Annotated in this window: 19 protein-coding genes; 6 read left to right on the top strand and 13 right to left on the bottom strand. The window is 66.7% G+C overall.

Going from position 1 to position 20449, the window contains the following annotated elements; genetic code table 11:
- Positions 1–5 precede the first annotated feature (5 nt).
- From WJU27_RS01180 to WJU27_RS01160, 5 genes are all read left to right on the top strand, one after another.
- Positions 6–920 carry a MerR family transcriptional regulator gene (locus tag WJU27_RS01180; RefSeq protein WP_341420890.1) on the top strand — a complete coding sequence of 305 codons (915 nt, stop codon included), beginning with the start codon at positions 6–8 and terminating at the stop codon, positions 918–920.
- A gap of 172 nt (positions 921–1092) precedes the next feature.
- A complete protein-coding gene (locus WJU27_RS01175) occupies positions 1093–1923 on the top strand; it encodes a ferritin-like domain-containing protein (protein WP_341420889.1) in 831 nt (276 codons plus the stop codon).
- Positions 1923–2411, top strand: coding sequence for a D-glycero-beta-D-manno-heptose 1-phosphate adenylyltransferase (gene rfaE2, locus WJU27_RS01170; protein ID WP_341420888.1), 489 nt, complete (start codon positions 1923–1925; stop codon positions 2409–2411). The genes WJU27_RS01175 and rfaE2 overlap by 1 nt, the downstream gene beginning before the upstream one ends.
- 93 nt (positions 2412–2504) lie before the next feature.
- Positions 2505–3215, top strand: coding sequence for a c-type cytochrome (locus tag WJU27_RS01165; protein ID WP_304002315.1), 711 nt, complete (start codon positions 2505–2507; stop codon positions 3213–3215).
- Positions 3212–4474 carry a c-type cytochrome gene (locus WJU27_RS01160; protein ID WP_341420887.1) on the top strand — a complete coding sequence of 421 codons (1263 nt, stop codon included), beginning with the start codon at positions 3212–3214 and terminating at the stop codon, positions 4472–4474. The genes WJU27_RS01165 and WJU27_RS01160 overlap by 4 nt, the downstream gene beginning before the upstream one ends.
- Before the next feature lie 92 nt (positions 4475–4566).
- Here the strand turns inward: WJU27_RS01160 and WJU27_RS01155 are convergent, their stop codons facing one another.
- From WJU27_RS01155 to WJU27_RS01105, 11 genes are all read right to left on the bottom strand, one after another.
- A complete protein-coding gene (locus WJU27_RS01155) occupies positions 4567–5241 on the bottom strand; it encodes a PEP-CTERM sorting domain-containing protein (protein ID WP_341420886.1) in 675 nt (224 codons plus the stop codon).
- Positions 5242–5496: 255 nt separating this feature from the next.
- Positions 5497–6192 carry an EF-hand domain-containing protein gene (locus WJU27_RS01150; RefSeq protein ID WP_341420885.1) on the bottom strand — a complete coding sequence of 232 codons (696 nt, stop codon included), beginning with the start codon at positions 6190–6192 and terminating at the stop codon, positions 5497–5499.
- 320 nt (positions 6193–6512) lie between these two features.
- Positions 6513–7796, bottom strand: coding sequence for a sensor histidine kinase (locus WJU27_RS01145; RefSeq protein ID WP_341420884.1), 1284 nt, complete (start codon positions 7794–7796; stop codon positions 6513–6515).
- Complete coding sequence (locus WJU27_RS01140) at positions 7796–8497, bottom strand: response regulator transcription factor (protein ID WP_341420883.1); 702 nt, start codon at positions 8495–8497, stop codon at positions 7796–7798. The genes WJU27_RS01145 and WJU27_RS01140 overlap by 1 nt, the downstream gene beginning before the upstream one ends.
- A gap of 171 nt (positions 8498–8668) precedes the next feature.
- Positions 8669–9463, bottom strand: coding sequence for an ABC transporter ATP-binding protein (locus WJU27_RS01135; protein WP_019917394.1), 795 nt, complete (start codon positions 9461–9463; stop codon positions 8669–8671).
- A gap of 64 nt (positions 9464–9527) precedes the next feature.
- Positions 9528–10442, bottom strand: coding sequence for a nitrate ABC transporter permease (gene ntrB, locus WJU27_RS01130; protein WP_341420882.1), 915 nt, complete (start codon positions 10440–10442; stop codon positions 9528–9530).
- Between the two features lie 53 nt (positions 10443–10495).
- Complete coding sequence (locus tag WJU27_RS01125) at positions 10496–11782, bottom strand: CmpA/NrtA family ABC transporter substrate-binding protein (RefSeq protein ID WP_341420881.1); 1287 nt, start codon at positions 11780–11782, stop codon at positions 10496–10498.
- 449 nt (positions 11783–12231) lie between these two features.
- Positions 12232–12813, bottom strand: coding sequence for an ANTAR domain-containing response regulator (locus WJU27_RS01120; RefSeq protein WP_020165379.1), 582 nt, complete (start codon positions 12811–12813; stop codon positions 12232–12234).
- A gap of 105 nt (positions 12814–12918) precedes the next feature.
- A complete protein-coding gene (locus tag WJU27_RS01115) occupies positions 12919–14091 on the bottom strand; it encodes a PP2C family protein-serine/threonine phosphatase (protein ID WP_296812693.1) in 1173 nt (390 codons plus the stop codon).
- Positions 14088–14993 carry a response regulator gene (locus WJU27_RS01110; protein ID WP_341420880.1) on the bottom strand — a complete coding sequence of 302 codons (906 nt, stop codon included), beginning with the start codon at positions 14991–14993 and terminating at the stop codon, positions 14088–14090. Before WJU27_RS01110 ends, WJU27_RS01115 begins: the two co-directional genes overlap by 4 nt.
- Positions 14994–15095: 102 nt before the next feature.
- Positions 15096–15467, bottom strand: a complete 372-nt coding sequence (locus tag WJU27_RS01105; protein ID WP_341420879.1) for a sirohydrochlorin chelatase — start codon at positions 15465–15467, stop codon at positions 15096–15098.
- An 84-nt stretch (positions 15468–15551) separates the two neighbouring features.
- On the opposite strand from WJU27_RS01105, the gene WJU27_RS01100 reads away from it, so the two are divergent.
- Complete coding sequence (locus WJU27_RS01100; RefSeq protein WP_029143790.1) at positions 15552–16217, top strand: response regulator; 666 nt, start codon at positions 15552–15554, stop codon at positions 16215–16217.
- A gap of 4 nt (positions 16218–16221) precedes the next feature.
- Here WJU27_RS01100 and WJU27_RS01095 read toward each other — a convergent pair whose 3' ends face one another.
- Both WJU27_RS01095 and WJU27_RS01090 read right to left on the bottom strand, forming a co-directional pair.
- Positions 16222–18111, bottom strand: coding sequence for a hybrid sensor histidine kinase/response regulator (locus tag WJU27_RS01095; RefSeq protein WP_341420878.1), 1890 nt, complete (start codon positions 18109–18111; stop codon positions 16222–16224).
- A gap of 115 nt (positions 18112–18226) precedes the next feature.
- Entirely contained in the window at positions 18227–20392 is a 2166-nt protein-coding gene (locus WJU27_RS01090; RefSeq protein ID WP_341420877.1) for a TonB-dependent receptor plug domain-containing protein, read from the bottom strand.
- Positions 20393–20449: the final 57 nt, after the last annotated feature.

Genomic DNA, 20449 nt, shown 5'->3' with positions numbered 1-20449 from the left:
ACAAAATGAGTGCTCACGCATCAGGGCTGTCCCTGCTGACCATCAGCGCGGTGGAGCGGGAGACCGGCCTTCTGAAAGACACGCTGCGCGTATGGGAACGGCGTTACGGTTTCCCCAAACCCATCCGCGACGAGGCCGGCGAGCGGCTGTACTCGCTCGAAGACGTTGGCAAGCTGCGCCTGATACGCCGCCTGATGGACCAGGGCTGGCGTCCGGGCAAGCTGCTTGCGGCCAGTGCGGCCGAATTGCAGCTCATCATCGAGGCCGAACAGGCTTCACGCGTGCCGGCCTTGTTGGCCGGTGAAATACTCGACGCCATCCGCAGCCATGACGTCGAGGCACTGCGCCGGGTGTTCCAGCAGACGCTGCTGGAAAAGGGCCTGCAGGGGCTGGTCACCGATCTGGTCGCGCCGCTCAATGTAGACATCGGCGAAGCGTGGATGCGCGGCGACATCGGCGTGCCGGACGAGCATTTCTATACCGAACAGACGCAGTCCTTCCTGCGCGGAACGCTGGCCAGTTACGCGCGCACCGGCAAGCCGCCGCGCGTGCTGCTGACCACACTGCCGGAGGAGGAACACGCGCTGGGTCTGCTGATGGTCGAGGTGATGCTGACCGCCGAAGGTGCGCAGTGCTGTTCGCTCGGGCCACGCATGCCGCTGGCCGACATCCGCACCTCTGCCCTCACTGCCAGCGCCGACATCGTGGCGCTGTCCTTCAGTTCCGCCTTCCCGGTACGCCAGGCGATTGCCGGCATCCGCACGCTGCGCGAAGCCCTGCCGCCGACGGTGGAACTGTGGGTCGGCGGCGCCGGTGCGCGCGACAAGTTGCGCAACGAAGCCGGCGTGCGCGTGATCAGCGGCATCGGCGACGTCGGTCCCGCTGTCCGTGCCTGGCGTGACGCCCACGCCAATCACTGAACCGGGGCGACGGGAAACACGCGCTTTTCCGGCGATCCGCCGACGTCCATCCATGATTGAATAGGCAGCTGCGTTGCGGCCGGCCCGCGCATGCACGGACTTCGCCACGCGGAGAGCTGTCATCGGGCTGACTTCTGCTCGCGTAAAATGCCTTTTTCTTCAGGAGCCCTGCATGCTCTATCCCGAACTGTTCAAGTCACTCGAATCCGCCCGCTGGGACATGGCGAAAGACGTGCCCTGGGACAGTTTCGATGCCTCGCTGCTGTCCGACGAACAGGCGATGACGATCAAGATGAACGCCATCACCGAATGGTCGGCGCTGCCGGCCACCGAAATGTTCCTGCGTGACAACCGCGACGATTCCGACTTCTCGGCCTTCATGTCGATCTGGTTCTACGAGGAACAGAAGCACTCGCTGGTGCTGATCGAATACCTGCGCCGCTTCCGCCCCGAACTGGCGCCGACCGAAGAGGAACTGCACGAGGTGCGCTTCGAGTTCGACCCGGCGCCAGCGCTGGAAACGCTGATGCTGCACTTCTGCGGCGAGGTGCGCCTGACCCAGTGGTACCGCCGCGCCTCCGAGTGGCATACCGAGCCGGTGATCAAGCACATCTACGACCTGCTGTCGCGCGACGAGGCGCGTCATGGCGGCGCCTATCTGAAGTACATGAAGCGGGCGATCGATCAGGCGGGCGACGCCGCGCGCGCCGCGTTCTCGAAGATCGGCATGCTGATGGCCGCCAGCGGCCGCGCCGGCAAGCCGATGCACCCGACCAATCTGCACGTGAGCAAGGCGCACTTCCCGCGCGACACCGTGCAGTCGCGCCTGCCCGATCCGGAGTGGCTCGAGCGCTGGCTGGACGAGCAGATCCGCTTCGACAAAGACTGCGAGGCACGCGTGATCGGCGGCATCCTGCGCAACCTCAGTTCGCTGTTCGGCGAAAGCTTCAAGACGGTCGGCGACCTGAACCGCTTCCGCAAGCAGTACGCCGGCGCCGCCTGATGCAGGGCGGCACACCGGCCTTCGAAGCCAAGATCTGCCCGCCGGACGAGCTCACGGCGCGCCGCCATGCACTGCCGGGTCCGGTGGTGTTCACCAACGGCTGTTTCGACATCCTGCACCGCGGCCACGTCACCTGCCTGGCGCAGGCGCGTGCGCTCGGCGGCTCGCTGATCGTTGCGCTGAACACCGACGCGTCGGTGAAGCGCCAGGGCAAGGGCGAGGACCGTCCGGTCAATGCGCTGGAAGACCGCGCGGCGGTGATCGCCGCGCTGGAATCGGTCAGCCTGGTCACCTGGTTCGATGCCGACACGCCGCTCGACCTGATCAAGGCCTGCACGCCGGACGTGCTGGTCAAGGGCGGCGACTGGCCGGTCGAGCGCATCGTCGGCGCCGCTGAGGTGCTGGCGCGCGGCGGCCGGGTCGAATCGATCGCCTTCGAACACGAGCGTTCGACCACCGCGCTGCTCCGTAAGATACGCAGCCTGTGACTGCACCGTTACGGTGCATCTGGTCATAACCCGGCGCTTGCCGAGACTGCGCTTATCATCGGGACGCATCGTCGCACTGCTTCCCGCCTGGTCATGATTCGATTCACCGCCCTCCCTGCCCTGCTGATCGGCGCCGCACTGATCTGCACCGCGGCTCACGCCGCACCGGACACCACGACCGATATCGAACAGCGCGTACTCGCCTGTACCGGCTGCCACGGCGCCGAGGGCCGCGCCGCCGCCGACGGCTACTACCCACGCATCGCCGGCAAGCCGGCCGGCTATCTGTACAACCAGCTGCTGAACTTCCGCGACGGCCGTCGTCAGTACCCGCTGATGACCGGTCTGCTGCAGACGCTCAGCGACGACTACCTGCGTGAAATGGCCGGCCACTTCGCGGCGCTCGAACTGCCCTACCCGCCGCCGGCGCGCAGCACGCCGAAGGCCGCGACACTGGCCCGCGGCGAGGCACTGGTGCGCCGCGGCGACGCGACGCGCGACATTCCCGCCTGCGAGAGCTGCCACGGCAACGCACTGACCGGCGTCGCCCCGGCGATACCCGGCCTGCTCGGTCTGCCGCGCGACTATCTGGCGGCCCAGCTCGCCGGCTGGAAGAGCGGCATCCGTCAGGCGCACGCGCCGGACTGCATGGCGCAGATCGCCCAGCGCATGAGCGCCGACGACATCCAGGCGGTTGCCCACTGGCTGTCGTCGCAAGCGGTCACCGGGGGCGGCAAGCCAGCCGCCCGTCTCGACAAGCCGCTGCCGATACGCTGTGGCGGTGTACAGGAGGGCGCGCGATGAAGCGCCTCCTGATCGCAGCGCTGCTGCTCGCCGCTTCGGCAGGCGTCTATCTCGCGCTGCAACCGGCAGCGGATCAGCCGGCCACCGACGCCGCGGGTGAAGACCGCGCTGCACAGGTCGCGCGCGGTGAATACCTCGCGCGCGCCGGCAACTGCATGGCCTGCCACACCGCGCCCGGCGGCACGCCCTGGGCCGGCGGCCGGGCGATGGACACGCCCTTCGGCACGATCTACACCAGCAACCTGACGCCGGACCCGACAACCGGGCTCGGACAATGGACGGCCGACGACTTCTGGAAGGCGCTGCACGAAGGTCGCGCACGCGACGGTCGCCTGCTCTATCCGGCCTTCCCCTACACCAGCTACACCCGCGTCACGCGCGCCGATGCCGACGCGATCTGGGCCTGGCTGCAGACGCTGCCGCCGGTCGAACAGCCGAACCGGCCGCACGCGCTGCGCTTCCCCTACGACACGCAGGCGGCGCTGCTGGCGTGGCGGGCGCTCTATTTCAAGCCGGGCGTGTTCGTGGCCGACGCGACGAAGTCCGAGGACTGGAACCGCGGCGCCTATCTGTTGCAGGGTCTGGGTCACTGCAGCGCCTGCCACGCGCCGCGCAACGCACTCGGTGCGAGCAGCGATCCGGACGCGCTGGCCGGCGGACTGATGCCGGTGCAGAACTGGTACGCGCCATCGCTCACCTCGCCGCACGAAGCTGGCGTCGCCGACTGGGCAAAGGACGACATCGTGGCGCTGCTGCGCGACGGCGTGAGCGGCAACGCGACCGCCGCCGGGCCGATGGCCGAGGTGGTGTTCGGCAGCACGCAATACCTGTCGGCGGCCGATCTCGACGCGATGGCGGTCTATCTGAAGTCGCTGCCGGTGACGCAGTCGGTGAAGGCGGAGTCGATCGGCGTACTGGACGAACTGCGACGCGAGCGCGGTACTCAGCTCTACGGCGAGCACTGCGCCGACTGTCACGGCGAACGCGGCGAGGGCAAGCCGGGCATCTGGCCGGCGCTGGCCGGCAACCGCGCAGTGACGATGGACCCGCCGGCGAACACCGTGCGCATCGTGCTGGGCGGCGGCTACGCGCCGGCCACGCGTGGCAACCCGCGCCCCTACGGCATGCCGCCCTTCGCCGCCGCACTCAGCGACGACGAAGTGGCGCTGGTGGTGTCGCACATCCGCGGCAGCTGGGGCAACACCGCCGCACCGGTCAGTTCGCTCGACGTGCAGAGACTGCGCGGCAACCTGCGCTGAGGCGGATCGCTGGAGGTAAAAAAAGGGCGCCGCATGCGGCGCCCTTTGCTTTGCCGCGACCGCCGTCGACACGGCGGCTGGCGGACCGACGATCAGACGCCGCGCATCCGCCGACGCACCGACAGCGCGATCAGGCCGAGGCCGGACAGCATCAGCGCATAGGTTTCCGGCTCCGGCACGGCAGCGACCTGATCGATCTGGAAGGCCAGCATCTGCGAGAAGCCGGCATTCAGCGTCAGCGTGTAGGCGCCGACCGGCGTGCCCAGCGCGCTCAGATCCCATGTGTAGCGGAAGTAGTCGCTGACGCCACCGTTCAGCGCGCTGTCGACCAGCGTGCCGGCGATGGCCTGGCTGCCGCCGTTGTAGCTCAGCGTCAGGCTGAAGGGCGTGCCGCCAAACTGGCCGTCGAAGTCGTTGATGATGCCCTGGAACACCAGCGCGGTCGCGCCGGCATCGACGGTGGTGTCGGTGAAGGTGAACGTGGAGGCGCCGCCGTACAGGCCGAAACCGGCCGGGTAGTGGTCGCCGCTGACGCGGGTGAACACCGCGTCGCCCGAGCCGGCGACATTCGAGCCGCTGCCGGCAACCAGTTCTTCGACCGTCAGCGCGCCGCCGGTGCGGTTGCGGTTGAGCTCGTTCCAGCCATCGAAGGACAGCGAAGCCGCCGGATCGACGAACTGCTCATGGGTGCCGTTGGCGTGGGCGAAGGCGGAAGCCGAAATCAGGGCAACGCTGACGACGGAACGGACGAGGACTGAATGCTTCATTGAATCTATCTCCCGATGAACGAAGGTGTTTGCCCGGCCTGGCCTTCTGTCTTCGCTGGGAGGCAATTCGAGGTACTGGCTCCGGACCGGACCTGCCGCCGGATGCCAGAGTGGATTCCCGTCAACACCCGGGCCGTGCCCGCGCTTTGATGAGAACGCTTCTCATTCTATATAACAACTGCCCGTCGTCAAGCCTGTCGTCGATCGGCCGGCATGTCCCGTTCCGGCGCGGGGGCCGGAACGGACATGCCCTGCTCAGGCGCTGACCGACAGCGTCGATCCGGTAGTCGCCGTGCTGCGGTCGCCCGCGTATTCCTGCAGCATCTGCAGCACGCGCGCCAGCATGCGCTCGTCGCGCGCGGCCTCGTCCGGCGGCGGCGGACGGCTGTCGGTCGACTCGCCAGAGGCGGCCGCTTCCGACTCGCGGAAAGCCATCGCCTCCTGGAAGCTCACCTTGCCGTCGCCATCGGTGTCCGCCTCGTCGAAGGACTCGACCAGCGCCGCCAGTTCGCTCGCCCCGGCGCTGCCCGATGCCTCGGCCTCTTCCGCCATCGCGCCCAGCTGCTCGACGCTCATGCCTTCGTCCTCGCCCGCCGGCGGCGGGGGCGGCGGCGGACGGTTGCCCATCGCCTGGCCGACGCGCGCCGCGCCGAAACTGTCCTCCAGTTGGTCGGCCACCTTCTGCAGCAGGCTGCCCAGTTCCTGCTCGGTCACCTTGCCGTCGCCGTCGCTGTCCATCGCGCCGAGCAGGTCCTCGGCGGAGGCACTGCTGCCGGTCGATTCCAGCGCCCCGGCCAGATCGCTGCTGTCGATATAGCCCTTGCCGCCGCTGTCCAGCAGCGCAAAGACGTCCGCCGCCATCGCCGACGCATCCGGTTTCTGCGGCCGGTTGGCCTGCATTGCCGACTGCATCGCCGAAGCCATGCTGCTGCCCACGCCCGATATGCTCATGTTCATGCTCCTGTGTGAATGAGAAATGCGGCCGCCGGCATCGGCAGCCACCGGTCACAGGGCAAGTTATCGGCCCGAAAGGGCGCGCCAACCGGCCGTTTCGGGTAAAAGCGCGTGAGCGTACGTAAAGGAAGCGGGATGCGTTGCGCCGTACTCTTTACACGGCGACACCGCGTCGCGTGCCGCAGCGACCCCTGCGTCATGCGCCGGCAAGTTTCGCCGCCGTCCGCATCGTGCGGAAGCACCGATGGCCCTCACCGACGCAGCGGTCGACCGGTGCAGCGGCAAGCACTGCCGCCGCGCGACTGTGTAAAGACGCGTCAGCCCTCGGCCGGCAGCCGGATGTCGACGCGCAGGCCACCGCCTTCGGCGTTCGACGCGCGGATGTCGCCGCCATGCGCCTCGACCGCGCGCCGCGCGATCGACAGGCCGAGGCCGGCGCCGTGGCTACCGTCGCTGCGCTCGCCGCGGAAGAAGGGATCGAAGATGCGCTCCAGCTCGCCGTCGGCGACGCCGCAACCGCCGTCGCTGATGCTGACGCAAGCACGCCCATCGGCCCGGCCCAGCGCGATGTGCACCACCGAACCGGCCGGCGCGTACTTCACCGCGTTGCGCAGCACGTTGTCGAAGGTGCGGCGCAGCAGTTCGACCTGACCCTTGACGACCGGCCCCGCGCCGTCGGTCGACAGCATGACCTCGACGTCGCGCGCAGCCGCCTCGAACCGCGCATCACCGGCGACATCGTGCAGCAGGGCGTCGAGCGCCACCGGCTGCGGCAGCGTGTGCGCGGCGTCGTGCTCCAGTCTCGCCAGACCCAGCAGTTCGCCGACCAGGGTGTCCAGCCGGGCCGTCTCGCGTTCGACGCGCTCCAGCATCGCTTCGATCCGCGACGGATCCTGCCGCGCCAGACCGATGGCGGCACTCATCCGCGCGAGTGGCGAACGCAGTTCGTGCGATACGTCGTGCAGCAGCCGGCGCTGCGCGTCGACCAGCTGTTCGATGCGTGCCGCCATGCGGTCGAAGCCCCGGCCGAGATCGGCGATCTCGTCGCGCCGGCGGCCGATCCGTGCCGCCGTACGTACGCCCAGATCGCCACCGGCCAGCGCGTCGAACGCCTGGCTGAGGTGACGCACCGGGCGCGACAGATACCAGGCCAATGCGGCGCTGAAGGTGAGCGCGCCGATCAGCAGCGCGACCACTTCGAGAAAGGGCGGCGGCGGCAGTGGCACACCGGCCGCCGACGGCGGTCGATCACCGCGCGCGGCCGCCAGCACTTTCCACTGCGCGCCTTCGATGGACACGACCCGCGCGCCTTCCAGTCGTTCGGCGCTCACCGTACGCCCGAACTGCTCACTGCCGTCGGGCCGCACCAGCAGCGGCAGCGGCACCTGCTGCGCGCGCCAGATCTCAAGCAGCGCCACGGTCGCCGGCGGCCCCTGCTCGCGCAGCAGCACCTCGACCGTGTCGGCCATGAGCACCGATTGTGGCCGTGGCCCGCGGCCCTCCCGCGGCCAGATCAGCGACAGCGCCAGCGCCACCAGCAGCGCCGCCACCGCCAGCGCGGCGACGAAGGCGAAGAACAGCTTCCAGAACAACCGGCCCACTAGGCGCGCACCAACTGGTAGCCGACGCCCCGCACCGTCTGTATCAGCGGGCGACCGCCGCTGAGCGGCGCGAGCTTCTGCCGGATGGCGCTCACGTGCACGTCGATGTTGCGGTCGTAAGGGCCCATCGGCCGGCCCAGCGCCTGCAGCGACAGCTCGGCCTTGGACACCACGCTGCCGGCGTTGCGCGCCAGCACTTCGAGCAGGCCGTACTCGGAACTGGTCAGCGTGAGCGGCGTACTGCCGTACTCGGCGCAGCGCCGCTGCGGCCACACGGCCAGCGCGCCGACGACGATGGCGTCGTCGCTTGCCGCCTGCGCGCGCGCGCCGCCGATGCGCCGCAGGATCGCACGCAGCCGCGCCACCAGTTCGCGCGGCGTGCATGGCTTCTGCACGTAGTCGTCGGCTCCCAGTTCGAGCGCGAGCACGCAGTCGATATCGTCGCCACGCGCGGTGAGCATCAGCACCGGCACGCCGGAGAAGGCGCGCAGCCGGCGCAGCACTTCGATGCCGGACACGCGCGGCATCATCACGTCGAGCACGACGATGGCGAAGTCGCCCTGGCGCAGCAGCGTCAGACCGCTCTCTCCATCGGCCGCGCGCTCGACCGCGTACCCTTCATTGGCGATGTACTCGCCAAGCATCGCACTGAGCTCGGCGTCGTCGTCGATCAGCAGAACCCTGTTTGCGTCGGCCGTCATCGGCATGCCTCAGCTGTATTCGATGACGGCGATGATAAGCGCGGGAGACTGCCGTGATGGGCGGGATACCGCCCGCGCCACGGTTCATTTCCGCGCCGGACGCGAAGCGGTGGCACAAATGGAAAAGGCGGGCCGCGGCCCGCCCTTCCCGACGACATGTTACTCAGGCCATCAGGCCGCCTTCTTCACCTGCTTCTGGTACAGGAACTCGAGCAGCGCGGCGCGGTACTCGACGAAATCGGCGTCGTGCGCCAGCTTCAGCCGGTCGCGCGGGCGCGCCAGCTTCACGTCGAGGATTTCGCCTATGGTGGCGGCCGGACCGTTGGTCATCATGACGATGCGGTCAGACAGCAGCACCGCCTCATCGACGTCGTGCGTCACCATCACCACGGTGGCGCCGGTCTTTTCCATCACGCCATTCAGTTCGTCCTGCAGGCTGGCGCGGGTCAGCGCGTCGAGCGCGCCGAAGGGCTCGTCCATCAGCAGGATCTTCGGTTCCATCGCGAAGGCACGGGCGATGCCGACGCGCTGCTTCATGCCGCCGGAAATCTCGTGCGGGTACTTATGCAGCGCGTGGGTCATGTGCACCATGTCGAGCGCCGCCTCGGCGCGCGCCTTCAGCTTGGTCTTGCCTTCCTTCTTGCCGAATACGCGCTCGACCGCCAGCAGCACGTTCTCGAAACAGGTGAGCCAGGGCAGCAGCGAGTGATTCTGGAACACCACTGCGCGCTCCGGGCCCGGGCCGGCGATCTCGCGGCCGTCGCAGATCAGGTTGCCGGAGGTGGGCAGGGTCAGGCCGGCGATCAGGTTAAGCAGCGTGGACTTGCCGCAGCCGGAGTGGCCGATCAGCGTGACGAACTCGCCTTCGGCGATGGTGAGGTCGATGTCGCGCAACGCGACGAACTTGCCCTTCTTGGTATCGAAGGTCATGCCTGCGTTCTCGACTTTCACGATGGTCTTGCTCATGGTGGTCTCCTCGCGGGGCCGACGCGCTGCGCCGGCCACCTCAGTTCAATGCAGTTCGATGGGATCAGCTGTTGCCGTACGAGAAGCGGCGGGCCAGCAGCAGCAGCGCCTGTTCGAGCAGCAGGCCGACGATGCCGATGACGAAGATGGCGATGATGATGTGCTCCACCTTCAGGTTGTTCCACTCGTCCCACACCCAGAAACCGATGCCCACGCCGCCGGTCAGCATTTCCGCGGCAACGATGACCAGCCAGGCGGTGCCGATGGACAGGCGGATACCGGTCAGCATGTAGGGCAGCACCGACGGGAACAGAATCTTGGTGACGATCTTCCATTCATCGAGGTCGAGCACGCGGGCCACGTTCATGTAGTCCTGGGGCACGCGCTGCACGCCGACCGCGGTGTTGATGATCATCGGCCAGATCGAGCAGATGAAGATGGTCCAGGTCGCCGCCGGATCCGCCTGCTTGAACACCAGCAGACCGATCGGCAGCCAGGCCAGCGGGCTGACCGGGCGCAGCAGCGAAATGACCGGATCGAACATCGCGTTCATGAAGGCGAAGCGGCCGATGATGAAGCCGAGCGGAATGCCCACCAGCGCGGCGAAACCGAAGCCCACGCCCACCCTCTGCAGCGACGACAGCACGTTCCAGCCGATCCCCATGTCATTGGGGCCATTGTTGTAGAAGGGGTCGGCGAACAGCACCTTCGCCGCGTCCCAGACCGCCAGCGGACCCGGAATGCTGCCGCCCTTGGCCGCCAGCAGCGCCCACACGGCAACCAGCAGCGCCATACCGGCGATCGGAGGGAACACCGCCTTGAACACCGCGAGCAGGATTTCGGAGATCGGCGTGCGCGGCTCGCGCGGCGCGGCCTTCGCGACCGGCGCGGCCGGCTCGTTGGCGGCCGGGGCCGGCACCGCGGACGGGGTGGCATGCATGGACACGACCTTGTCTGATGTGAGGGTTGCTGCACTCATGGCGTATTCCTTTCAGTACCGGTCGGCGCGGGGCAGGCCCCGCGCCGGGAACATTACGCGGCGTTGATCTTGAAGCTGCCGGCGTACTTCTTCGGGTCCTTGCCGTCCCACACGACGCCGTCGATCAGCTTGTGCGAACGCATGTCGCTCTTCGGCAGCGACACGCCGACCGCGGTGGCCGCCTGCTTGTAGATGTCGGTGCGGTTGATCGCCTTGGCGACGGCCAGGTAGTCCGGATCGGTCTTGATCAGGCCCCAGCGCTTGTGCTGGGTCAGGAACCACATGCCGTCCGACAGGTAGGGGAAGTTCACCGCGCCGTCGTTGAAGAATTTCATCGCGTTCTTGTCGTCCCAGCTCTTGCCCAGACCATTGGAATAGCGGCCCAGCATGCGTTCCAGGATGACGTCCATATCGGTGTTGATATAGGACTTGGCGGCCACCGTTTCGGCGGTCTTGCGACGGTTGGCGAGCGAGGCGTCGATCCAGCGCGAGGCTTCGAGCACGGCCGAGGTCATCGCACGTGCGGTGTTGGGGTACTTGCTCACCCACTCCGCCGTCGTGCCCAGCACCTTTTCGGGGTGATCGACCCAGATGTCCTGGGTGGTGACCGCGGTGAAGCCGATCTTGTCGATGATGGCGCGGTTGTTCCACGGCTCGCCGACGCAGAAGCCGTCCATGTTGCCCACCCGCATGTTCGCCACCATCTGCGGCGGCGGCACGGTAATCACCTTGACGTCCTTCATCGGGTTGATGCCGTTGGCCGCCAGCCAGTAGTACAGCCACATCGCGTGGGTGCCGGTCGGGAAGGTCTGGGCGAAGGTGTATTCGCCCGGCTTGCTGGCGATCAGCTTCTGCAGGCTGGCACCGTCGGTCACGCCCTGGTCCTTCAGCTTGTTGGCGAGCGTGATGGCCTGGCCGTTGTTGTTCAGCGTCATCAGGTTGGCCATGTCCTTCTTCGGACCGCCAACGCCCAGATGCACGCCGTAGATCAGGCCGTATAGCACGTGCGCGGCATCCAGTTCGCCATTGACCAGCTTGTCGCGTACCGCAGCCCACGACGCTTCTTTCGACGGGATGATCTTGATGCCGTACTTCTCGTCGAATTTCTCGACCGCCGCCATGACGACGCTGGAACAGTCGGTCAGCGGGATGAAACCGATGCGTACTTCCTTCTTCTCGGGGGCGTCTGAACCGGCGGCCCAGGCCGCCGAACGCACGCCGGGGGGCACCATGCTCATCAGCGAGGCTCCCACGCCGAGTGCGGCGCCCTGCTTGAGAAAGCTGCGGCGTGTTGCACTGGTGTCAATGACGCTGTCTGCCTGCTTCGGATGCTCAGCCATCGTGTTCTCCGTAGTTTCATGATCGATTCCAGAATGAAAAAAGGGTGTGCATCCGCGGCTGAGAAGCCGACCGGATGGACACCCTTGTCCCTTATGGAGGCTTCTCGCCTCGCTGGCCGCAACCACGTTGTTGCGCCTTGAACGGTGATTAGCACGGGCCGTGCCAACCCCGAAACACAACGCGAAACCTTTTTTACTTCAACAACTTGAAGCCACAACCAGAAACTGAACACGAGGATACGGTTCGACACGGCCGCACTTGTGCGGTGCGACAGCAGCGTGCGTACGCACCATGTCGAACCGGCGTATGCATGTCGAAGGCGTGACGCCGGCCGCCGTCGGCTTCCTTGCAAGCGTGTGCGGCAATCGCGGATGGCCACGCACCACGCAGCAGTGCTGCGGCGCCGACGGCAAGGTGTGGAACGGGGGAGAAGTGAAGACTCGGCCGGTCAGCCGAGCAGACGCGCGGTGGCGATGAAGTCCTCGGACACCGCGGCAATGGTCTTGCCGCGCTCCATCGCGAGTTTGCGCAGCGTGTGATAGGCCGCGTCCTCGTCGATGCCACGCAGCTTCATCAGGATGCCCTTGGCGCGATCGATCGAGATGCGCTCGCTCAGCTTCTGCCGCGCCTCGTCGCGCGAGCGGCGCAGTTCCTGGTGCTCCTCGAAGCGCGCCAGCGCGACATCGATCACCGGCTTGATGCGCTTGGGCTCCAGGCCGTCGACGACATAGGCCGAAACGCCGGCCTTCATCGCGCGGCGTATGGTCTTGCTGTCGGAATCGTTGGCGAACACCACGACCGGGCGCGGCATTTCGCGGTCCATCGCCGCCATGTTCTCCAGCGTGTCGCGCGACGGCGAATCGGTCTGGATCAGGATGACGTCCGGTTTTATTTCCTCGACCTTCATGTGCAGGTCGTAGGCGCTCGACAGTACCGCGGCCACCTGGTAACCGGCGCAGGCGAGCCCGGCGCAGATTTCAGCGGCGCGCTTGCGCGATTCGTCTACCACCAGGACATTCAGAACGGCCATTGTTCAGTCGGGAAAGGGATTCCGGACCTGCTCGATGCAATCGCCGTGCCAAGCACTGTCCGGAAGCCGCCAAACCAAGCTGTGACAAGGACTTGCGCGAAGGCCTCAGTCGAGGTCGATCACCATCAGCGACACGTCGTCGTGCGCCAGCGCCCCGTCCAGATGCATGGAGAGTGCGGCGCGCACCGCATCGTGGCGCTGCGCCGGCACTGCGTCGTGCAGCACCTGTTCGAAGCGCTGCTGGCCGAAGGCGTCACCGCGGATGCCCAGAGCCTCGACCAGTCCGTCCGAACACAGCACCAGCTGGTCGCCGGGCGTCCAGGTGAAGCGCTGCGGCGGCACGTCCATCGCGTCGTCACCGTCGATGCCCAGGGGCAGATTGGCCGACGCGAAGCGCTCGATCACCGCGCCGCTGCGATCCAGCCACAGCGCCTCGGGCGTGCCGCCCACCCAGACCTCGCCCTCGCCTGCGTCCAGACGCACCATGGTGGCCGCAACGAAACGGCCGACCGGCAGCGTGGACATCAGGTGACGATTGATTTCGCTGGCCATCAGGCCGAGCGACAGGTTCTTCTTGGCCATGCCGAAAAACACCTGCAGCACCGGCAGCACGCTGATCGCGGCCGCCAGACCGTGGCCGGTCGCGTCGGCCAGCAGCGCATAAAGAGCACCGGACGGCGAATGCGCCACGGCGACGATGTCGCCGGAGAACTGCGCGGTCGGCGTGACCGAGTAGTGCACGCGAGGATCGTCGGCCGCCTTGCCCTGCACCTGGCGCTCGATCACGTGCCGCGCGAACTCGATTTCCTCCTCCTGCTCGGCGCGGTAGTTCGCCATGCTGGCATGCATGACGATCTGGCGCGCGCAGTTGGCGAGCTTGGCGGTCAGGATGGCGAAGTTGATCGGCTTGGTCAGGTAGTCGTCGGCGCCAGCTTCAAGACCGGCAATCATGTCGGCGTCGTCGGAGCGGGCGGACAGCAGCAGTATCGGCAGGAAGGTTTCGGCCGCCAGACGGCGCAGCTCGCGCGTCGCCTCCAGCCCGTCCATGCCGGGCATCACGACGTCCATCAGCACGACGTCGGGGCGGTAGGCGCGGTAGGCCTGCACCGCACCGGCACCGTCGGACGCCTCGATACAGCGATGGCCGAGCCGGCGCACCAGCGCGCTGACGGTCGCGCGGCCGACCAGGGTGTCGTCGACCACCAGCACCGTCATCTGCCGCAGCGGTGCAGCCTGCTGTGCCGGCGCCGCCTGCGCCATGCCGACTGCACTGCTCATGGCAGTTCCACCGTTGCCGTGACCACGTTGCCGCAGCCCTTGTATTCGAGGCTGCGGAAGCACAGCTGCCGTGCCATCGCGATGCCGCGACCGTTCGGATCGAAGGCGCGCCCGGGATCGAAATCGAGATAGCGCGCGAAATCGAATCCGGCGCCGTCGTCGCTGACCGTGTAGCGCACGGCCTCGTCGCCGCATTCGATCAGCAGTCGAGCACGGCGATCGGCGTACTCCGGCAGCAGCAGACGTCGCTCGACCTCTTCCTGCCAGCAATCCTCCAGCCGCAGCCGCGATTTCTCGGCATAGCTGATGCCGAGGTTGCCGTGCTCGACGGCGTTGATCATCAGTTCGCTCAGGCCCATCACGATGTTCTCGGGCTCGGGCGATACCAGCGAGGCCAGCGAGGCCAGTTCGGTCGCCTGACCCAGCGTGCTGAACTCGAACTCGGCACGGCGCAGCGCAGCCATGGCGCGGCGCATGCCCTCGGCCTGCAACTGGATTTCGCGGGTGCGGTGCGCCTCTTCCAGCGCCGATCTGACGATCGCCAGCAGCGCATCCGGTTCGTAGGGCTTGGTGAGGTAGTAGCGGGCGCCGGCCTGCAGTCCCTCGCGCACCTGATCGGGCGTCGCAGCGGCAGTCTGCATGATGACCGGCAGACCGCTCAGGCGCGCGGTGCGACGCACGCGCCGCAGCAGTTCCATGCCGTCCAGGCGCGGCATCATGCGGTCCAGCACCAGCAGGTCGAAATCGATCTCGGCGTTCTCGAGGTATTCCCATGCCTCGACGCCGTCGCGCGCCATGGTCAGCTCGTAACCCTGCCCGTCGAGGTACTCGCCAATGATTTCGAGGTTGAAGGGCTCGTCATCGACGATCAGAAGTCTGACCGGGGCCGACATGCTCACCATAAGGAAGTGCTCCGCGTTGTAGGCGAGCGGCGGGCCTTGGAGTCCGTCGCCCCCCGCTCATCGCAAGCTGTAACGGCAGCGTAACCGACGGCTTGAGCGCGCTCAGCCGGCCAGCGCCGAACGCGCGACCTCGGCCATTACCGCCTGCACGCGCGGGTCTTCGCCGACCGCGGTAGCGAGGTCGATGCGCAGCGACGGGTGACGTGCGCGCGCCGCGTCGAGCTGCGCCGGCAGGTCGCGCCGCACATGACCGCTCTGCGCGATGAACATCGGCAGCACGGCAATGCGCGTGACGCCGGCCGCGGCGAGCCGGTCGCATGCCTGTTCCAGCGTCGGTTCGAGGAATTCGAGAAAGGCCAGCTCGACCTGCGGTGCGCCGCCGCCCGCCGCCACCTGCGCCGCCACTTCGCGCAGCGGGCGCGCCCATTCCGGATCGCGCGATCCGTGTCCAAACAGGATGAGGCCGTGATTCAAGACATGTTCTCCATTGCGCTGCGGCAGAATTGCAAACACTGCAGCATATAAAATCCGTCCGTCGCCCGATTGCGAGAAACGCCCATGCAGGTAATGATCGTCGAAGACCAGCCGCTCGTCGTGGAAGGCCTGCGCAGCGTGCTGACCGAAATCGACAGCGAGCCGGACATCCGCTGCGCCCTGCTCGCCTCGCGCGCGCTGACCATGCTGCGCGGCGGCCTGCGCCCCGATCTGGTCATGCTCGACCTCAACCTGCCGGACGCCGAGGGCACGACCTTGCTGACGCAACTGCGCAGCGAATTCCCGGACGTGCCGGTGGTGGTCATTTCGGCACAGGACGACCGACACACGATCACCGACGCCATCGACCAGGGTGCGATGGGTTTCATCTCCAAAAGTTCGACCACTTCGGTGCTGGTGAGCGCGCTCCAGCTGGTGCTGAAGGGCGGCATCTACGTGCCGCAGCAGGTGCTCGACGACGCCATCCACCCGCAGCCGCCGCGGCCGACGATACAGGACCTCGCCGACATCGGCCTGACACCGCGCCAGATACAGGTGCTCGGCCTGATGATCGAAGGCATGCCGAACAAGCTGATCTGCCGCGAACTGGGCATTTCGGACGGCACGGCCAAGACCCACATTTCGACCATCCTGCGTCTGCTCGCGGTGAAGAACCGCACGCAGGCGGTGTTCGCGCTGTCGCAGATGGGCATACGCCTGCCGCGACGGCCGCCGAAGGGCGGCGCATAGGCGGTCAGCCCTCCTCTGCGGCGTCGAGCAGGCCGCCGATCACCGCGTCGAGCACCACTGGTCGCACCGGTTTGGCGACCAGCGGAATGCCGTGTGTCTCCAGTTCGATCTCCAGCTCGCGCGTGGCCGCCAGTCCGGTCATGATCAGCGCCGGAATGTGCTCGCCCAGTTCCCGCCGCAGTGAGCGCACCGCCGACAGGCCATCCACACCGTCACCGAGCTGGTAATCGCTGATGATGAAGTCGGGCGCGCCCGCCTGGCGCAGCTGGCGCAGCACGAAATCGGGGGAAGTGCCGGACACCACATCGATGCCCACCGACGCCAGCAGCGACTGCAGCGACTGCAGGATGGCCGGATCGTCGTCGATCAGTGCGACGCGACGCTTGGCCAGCCGCCGCAGGCCCTGCAGTTCGTCCTCGACCGGCGCCGGCACGAAGGCATGCACGCGCGGCACCGTCACGCTGAAGTTCGAACCGCGCCCGGGGCGTGAACGCACGGCCAGCGCATGACCGAGCAGCGTGCACAACCGGCGCACGATGGCGAGCCCCAGTCCCATGCCGCGGCCACCGCTGCCGGGGTCGGTTCCGGGCAGGCGCACGAATTCGTCGAACACGTCGTCGATGCGCTCCGGCGGAATGCCCTGGCCGCTGTCGCGCACCTCGATGCGCAGCACCTCGTCGCCGAGCCAGCGGACGCCGACGAACACGGCACCCTGTGCGGTATAGCGCAGCGCGTTCGACACCAGGTTGGCGAGTACGCGTTCGAGCAGCAGCGGGTCGGAACGGCACCAGGCGCGCGTCGGATACAGTTCGAAGCGCAGGCCCTTCTCCGCCGCCTGTGCCTCGAAGGTGAGGCGCAGACTTTCGAACACGCGCCCGAGCGGAAAGTCGGTGATACGCGGCTGGGTGGCGCCGGATTCCAGTCGTGCGACGTCGAGCAGCACGTCGCGCATGTTCTCCAGCTTCATCGACGAGCGCTCCAGCCGGGTCAGCAGACCGCTGCTTTCGTCGTCGCGCAGGCGCAGTTTCAGCGTGCGGATGTCGAGACCCATCGCCATCAGCGGCTGGCTCAGGTCGTGCAGCAGCGCGTCGACGAACTGGGTCTTGGCCCGGCTCGCCTGCTCGGCCCTCTCCTTCTGTTGCTGCAGCTGAGCGGTCGCGTCGAGCACCCGCTGTTCGAGGTCGGCCCGCGCCCCGCTGAGCGTGACGGCCATCCGGTTGATGCCGTCCTCCAGCACCTGCATGATGCCGCGCGCACCGGTGCGCGCGCGCGCCGAGAAGTCGCCCTGTTCGATGCGGCGCACGGTGTCGGCCAGCGCGCGCACCGGCGCGGTGGCGCCGTCGGACAGGATGCGTGCGAACAGTCCCGCCAGCAGCAGGCCACCGGCGGTAATCAGCGCTGCACTGACGATCAGTTCGCGTCGCGCCTGCGCACTGCCCAGGCGCGACACCTGCACCACGACCACGCCAAGCCGGCTGACCGCGGGTGTCTCGTCACCGTCGTCGAACAGCGGGTCGGCTCGCGCCTGCACGCTGAACACGGGTGCGGCGAACAGATGGTAATCGTCGGTGCTTTCGAGCAGCGTCGGCGCGCCGAGGCCATCGGTCACGCTGCGTTCCGGCATGCGCGTACGCCCTGCCCGGGCCAGCACCACGTGATCGCGGTCGAACACGACCAGCCCATCGACATCGCGCTCGCGCAGCGAGGCATCGGCAATCGATTGCAGGATGTCGATGTTGCCGGCAAACAGGCCGTACTCGGAAGCCGGCGCCAGGCTGGCAGTGAGCAGCATGGCGCGGTCGATCAGCGCGCGCTCGATGTCGGCGATGCGGGTGGACGTGAAATGGACAGCCAGCGCCAGCGCGATCGCCACCGATGGCAGCAGGGCCGCCACCAGCACACGGCTGCGGAATCCGAGTCGATTGAGTCCGAACCGACTCCGCACCCCGCCTCCTTGCGTAGACCGCCTGTTTATCCGGCGATCATGATACGGGATCGCAGCGCTCGCTTCAGAACCAGCTTGCGCGCAGCGTCAGCATGGTCTGCCGGGCGACGCGGTTGAAGGGTGTACGGGTACCCTGGTCGTCATTGAATGTTTCATAACGCGGTCCAATATCTGTCACCGCAAGAGCCGCCTCCCAAGTGGTCGGACCACTACGGAATTTCTTCGCAATCCGGGCGTCCAGCGTCTGATAGGCGTCGATGCGCTCGCTGCCGTTGAACCAGCGAGCGGAATTGACGCCGAACAGTGTCGCCGACACTGACCAATCCTGCGGCAAGGCCTCCATCCACGTGAGCGACCACGTGGAGGATGGAACGGTGTCCTCGTAACAGGTGCGCCGCGGACGGCAGGTAGCGTTCGACGCAATACGAGGCAATGCATGCGAGAACCAGATCTCACGACCATCGCCGCGATAGCGGTATTGGTACTCGAAACCATCGATATCGACGTCGGCTCCCGCAACAAAGGTAATGCCAGTATTCAGGTAGTCCGCGTCGACATAACGGGCCTCTGTCACCAATTGAGAATAGCGCTCATGAAACGCACGTATTTCAAGACTGGAACGTCCGAACTGCCCGACATAGCCCAGCTCCAGCGAATCCAGACGTTCCGGCCGCAACGATGGCGTTCCGACAAAGGTACGGGTCGCCCGCCCCTGCTTGAAACCGGCTGCCAGCAGCGGACCCTGAACAGGATCAAGAGCGGTCAGCGCGGCCGCGATCTCGGGATAGATGAACCGCGAATCACCTTGCGCCTCGATCAGCGAAGGTTGCCGGTAGGCGCGGCTAAAGCCCCCTCTCACGGCGTGCTCCGGTGTCACGTGAAGAGTTGCAAACACGCGGGGGGACGCCTTGGTCGCATAGCTGCGGAAACTCTCCACCATATTGCCGAAATTGAGCGTCCACAACTCCGAGAGCTTCCATTCGACGTTTGCCGACATACGAAATAGATTGGTCGATGCACGACCAGCGTCGTAAAACATCCGCCGCGACTTGAGCTCCTCGTGTCGCAGTTCCGCCCCCCACGCGACACGGACCTGCGAACCAACCGAGAAAAGGTGCTGGAAATCCAGATTACGACGCGTCGCGGTGCGGTTGTAATCAATAGGCACGGACAAAGGACCAACGCTAAAGGGGATGCCCAGATCGGCAAGTTCCTGGTTGATCACCGGCGCGACATCAGCAGCCCAAGCCTCGCGGCCTTGGTCTTCGTTCTGGTAGATCCCGATAGACCACTCGTTGTCCGTAGACACGAGACGACGAAAACGCAAATGAGCAAACCAGTTGTCCGTCTGGATATTGCGAAAGCCATTACCGTTATCGAGGTTGCCTGTTACCCCTAGTGGATAGCCGACGCCTCGCGTACCGGAACTCTGGCCGGCCATGAAATTGATTTCGTCCGAACCGTCCAGTGCGAGATCCGCCCTGAGGGTAGATGCATTGAGGCGAGACGAATCGTAGCGATGGGCAAATCCCGCGTCGCCTCCCGTTCGGGCGTTCAGCGCAATACTCAGAGGTCCGAAGCTGCGGCGGAATCGGGCTGACGCGTCGGCAAGCTCCGGGCTACCACCGGTCACGGAAACGGTTGCGGCTGGACCATCGTTGCTTGTGCGAGTGACGATGTTTACTACCCCCGCCACCGCGTTCGATCCATAGGTGGCCGCATTCGAGCCACGCACCACCTCGATGCGCTCGATCTCGTCCATCGTCAGCGGCAACGCGTCCCAGTCGACGTAGCCGAAAAGATAGGGCGAATAGACCGAGCGGCCGTCGATCAGCACCTGCATCCGGTTCGGGTTCAGCGTGCCGAGGCCGTGATAGAACAGCGCCGGCGAATGCCCGGTGTCGCTCATCACGTTCATGCCGGGCACCAGGCGCAGCAGTTGCGGCAGGCGACGGTAGCCGAGGCGCTCGATGTCCTCGCGGGTGAACAGCGTGACCGCGCCCGGCGCGTCGTCGATGCGCTGCGGCATGCGGGTCATCGACAGCACGACCGGCAGGTCGTCGTCGAGGAAGGGCGATTCCGGCTCGTCCTGCGCCTGCGCGTCGTGCATCGCCGACGCGAGCGGAAACAGGCAGAGGACGAGATGGCGGCGGACGTAACGGCCTTTTGGCTGTGCGGACATATGCGGCTGGACAGGCGGTTCTTGTTCGGTGATTTCTTGGCGGGCCAAGCCTCGCTTGGCGCGGATTATCCGTGCAAACCGCTTCGGCCGACAGCCTCCGGGACT

The sequence above is a fragment of the Methyloversatilis sp. NSM2 genome (genome assembly GCF_038066675.1).
Lineage (GTDB): Bacteria > Pseudomonadota > Gammaproteobacteria > Burkholderiales > Rhodocyclaceae > Methyloversatilis > Methyloversatilis discipulorum_A.
This window is presented reverse-complemented; position numbering and strand designations above follow the sequence as displayed.

Excerpts from the sequence above, each read along its gene's own strand:
- WJU27_RS01175 (WP_341420889.1), top strand. The coding sequence starts at position 1,093 with ATGCTCTATCCCGAACTGTTCAAGTCACTCGAATCCGCCCGCTGGGAC.
- WJU27_RS01115 (WP_296812693.1), bottom strand. The coding sequence starts at position 14,091 with ATGAGCAGTGCAGTCGGCATGGCGCAGGCGGCGCCGGCACAGCAGGCT.
- rfaE2 (WP_341420888.1), top strand. The coding sequence starts at position 1,923 with ATGCAGGGCGGCACACCGGCCTTCGAAGCCAAGATCTGCCCGCCGGAC.
- WJU27_RS01135 (WP_019917394.1), bottom strand. The coding sequence starts at position 9,463 with ATGAGCAAGACCATCGTGAAAGTCGAGAACGCAGGCATGACCTTCGAT.
- ntrB (WP_341420882.1), bottom strand. The coding sequence starts at position 10,442 with ATGAGTGCAGCAACCCTCACATCAGACAAGGTCGTGTCCATGCATGCC.
- WJU27_RS01165 (WP_304002315.1), top strand. The coding sequence starts at position 2,505 with ATGATTCGATTCACCGCCCTCCCTGCCCTGCTGATCGGCGCCGCACTG.
- WJU27_RS01160 (WP_341420887.1), top strand. The coding sequence starts at position 3,212 with ATGAAGCGCCTCCTGATCGCAGCGCTGCTGCTCGCCGCTTCGGCAGGC.
- WJU27_RS01150 (WP_341420885.1), bottom strand. The coding sequence starts at position 6,192 with ATGAGCATATCGGGCGTGGGCAGCAGCATGGCTTCGGCGATGCAGTCG.
- WJU27_RS01140 (WP_341420883.1), bottom strand. The coding sequence starts at position 8,497 with ATGACGGCCGACGCAAACAGGGTTCTGCTGATCGACGACGACGCCGAG.
- WJU27_RS01120 (WP_020165379.1), bottom strand. The coding sequence starts at position 12,813 with ATGGCCGTTCTGAATGTCCTGGTGGTAGACGAATCGCGCAAGCGCGCC.
- WJU27_RS01125 (WP_341420881.1), bottom strand. The coding sequence starts at position 11,782 with ATGGCTGAGCATCCGAAGCAGGCAGACAGCGTCATTGACACCAGTGCA.
- WJU27_RS01155 (WP_341420886.1), bottom strand. The coding sequence starts at position 5,241 with ATGAAGCATTCAGTCCTCGTCCGTTCCGTCGTCAGCGTTGCCCTGATT.
- WJU27_RS01180 (WP_341420890.1), top strand. The coding sequence starts at position 6 with ATGAGTGCTCACGCATCAGGGCTGTCCCTGCTGACCATCAGCGCGGTG.
- WJU27_RS01110 (WP_341420880.1), bottom strand. The coding sequence starts at position 14,993 with ATGGTGAGCATGTCGGCCCCGGTCAGACTTCTGATCGTCGATGACGAG.
- WJU27_RS01100 (WP_029143790.1), top strand. The coding sequence starts at position 15,552 with ATGCAGGTAATGATCGTCGAAGACCAGCCGCTCGTCGTGGAAGGCCTG.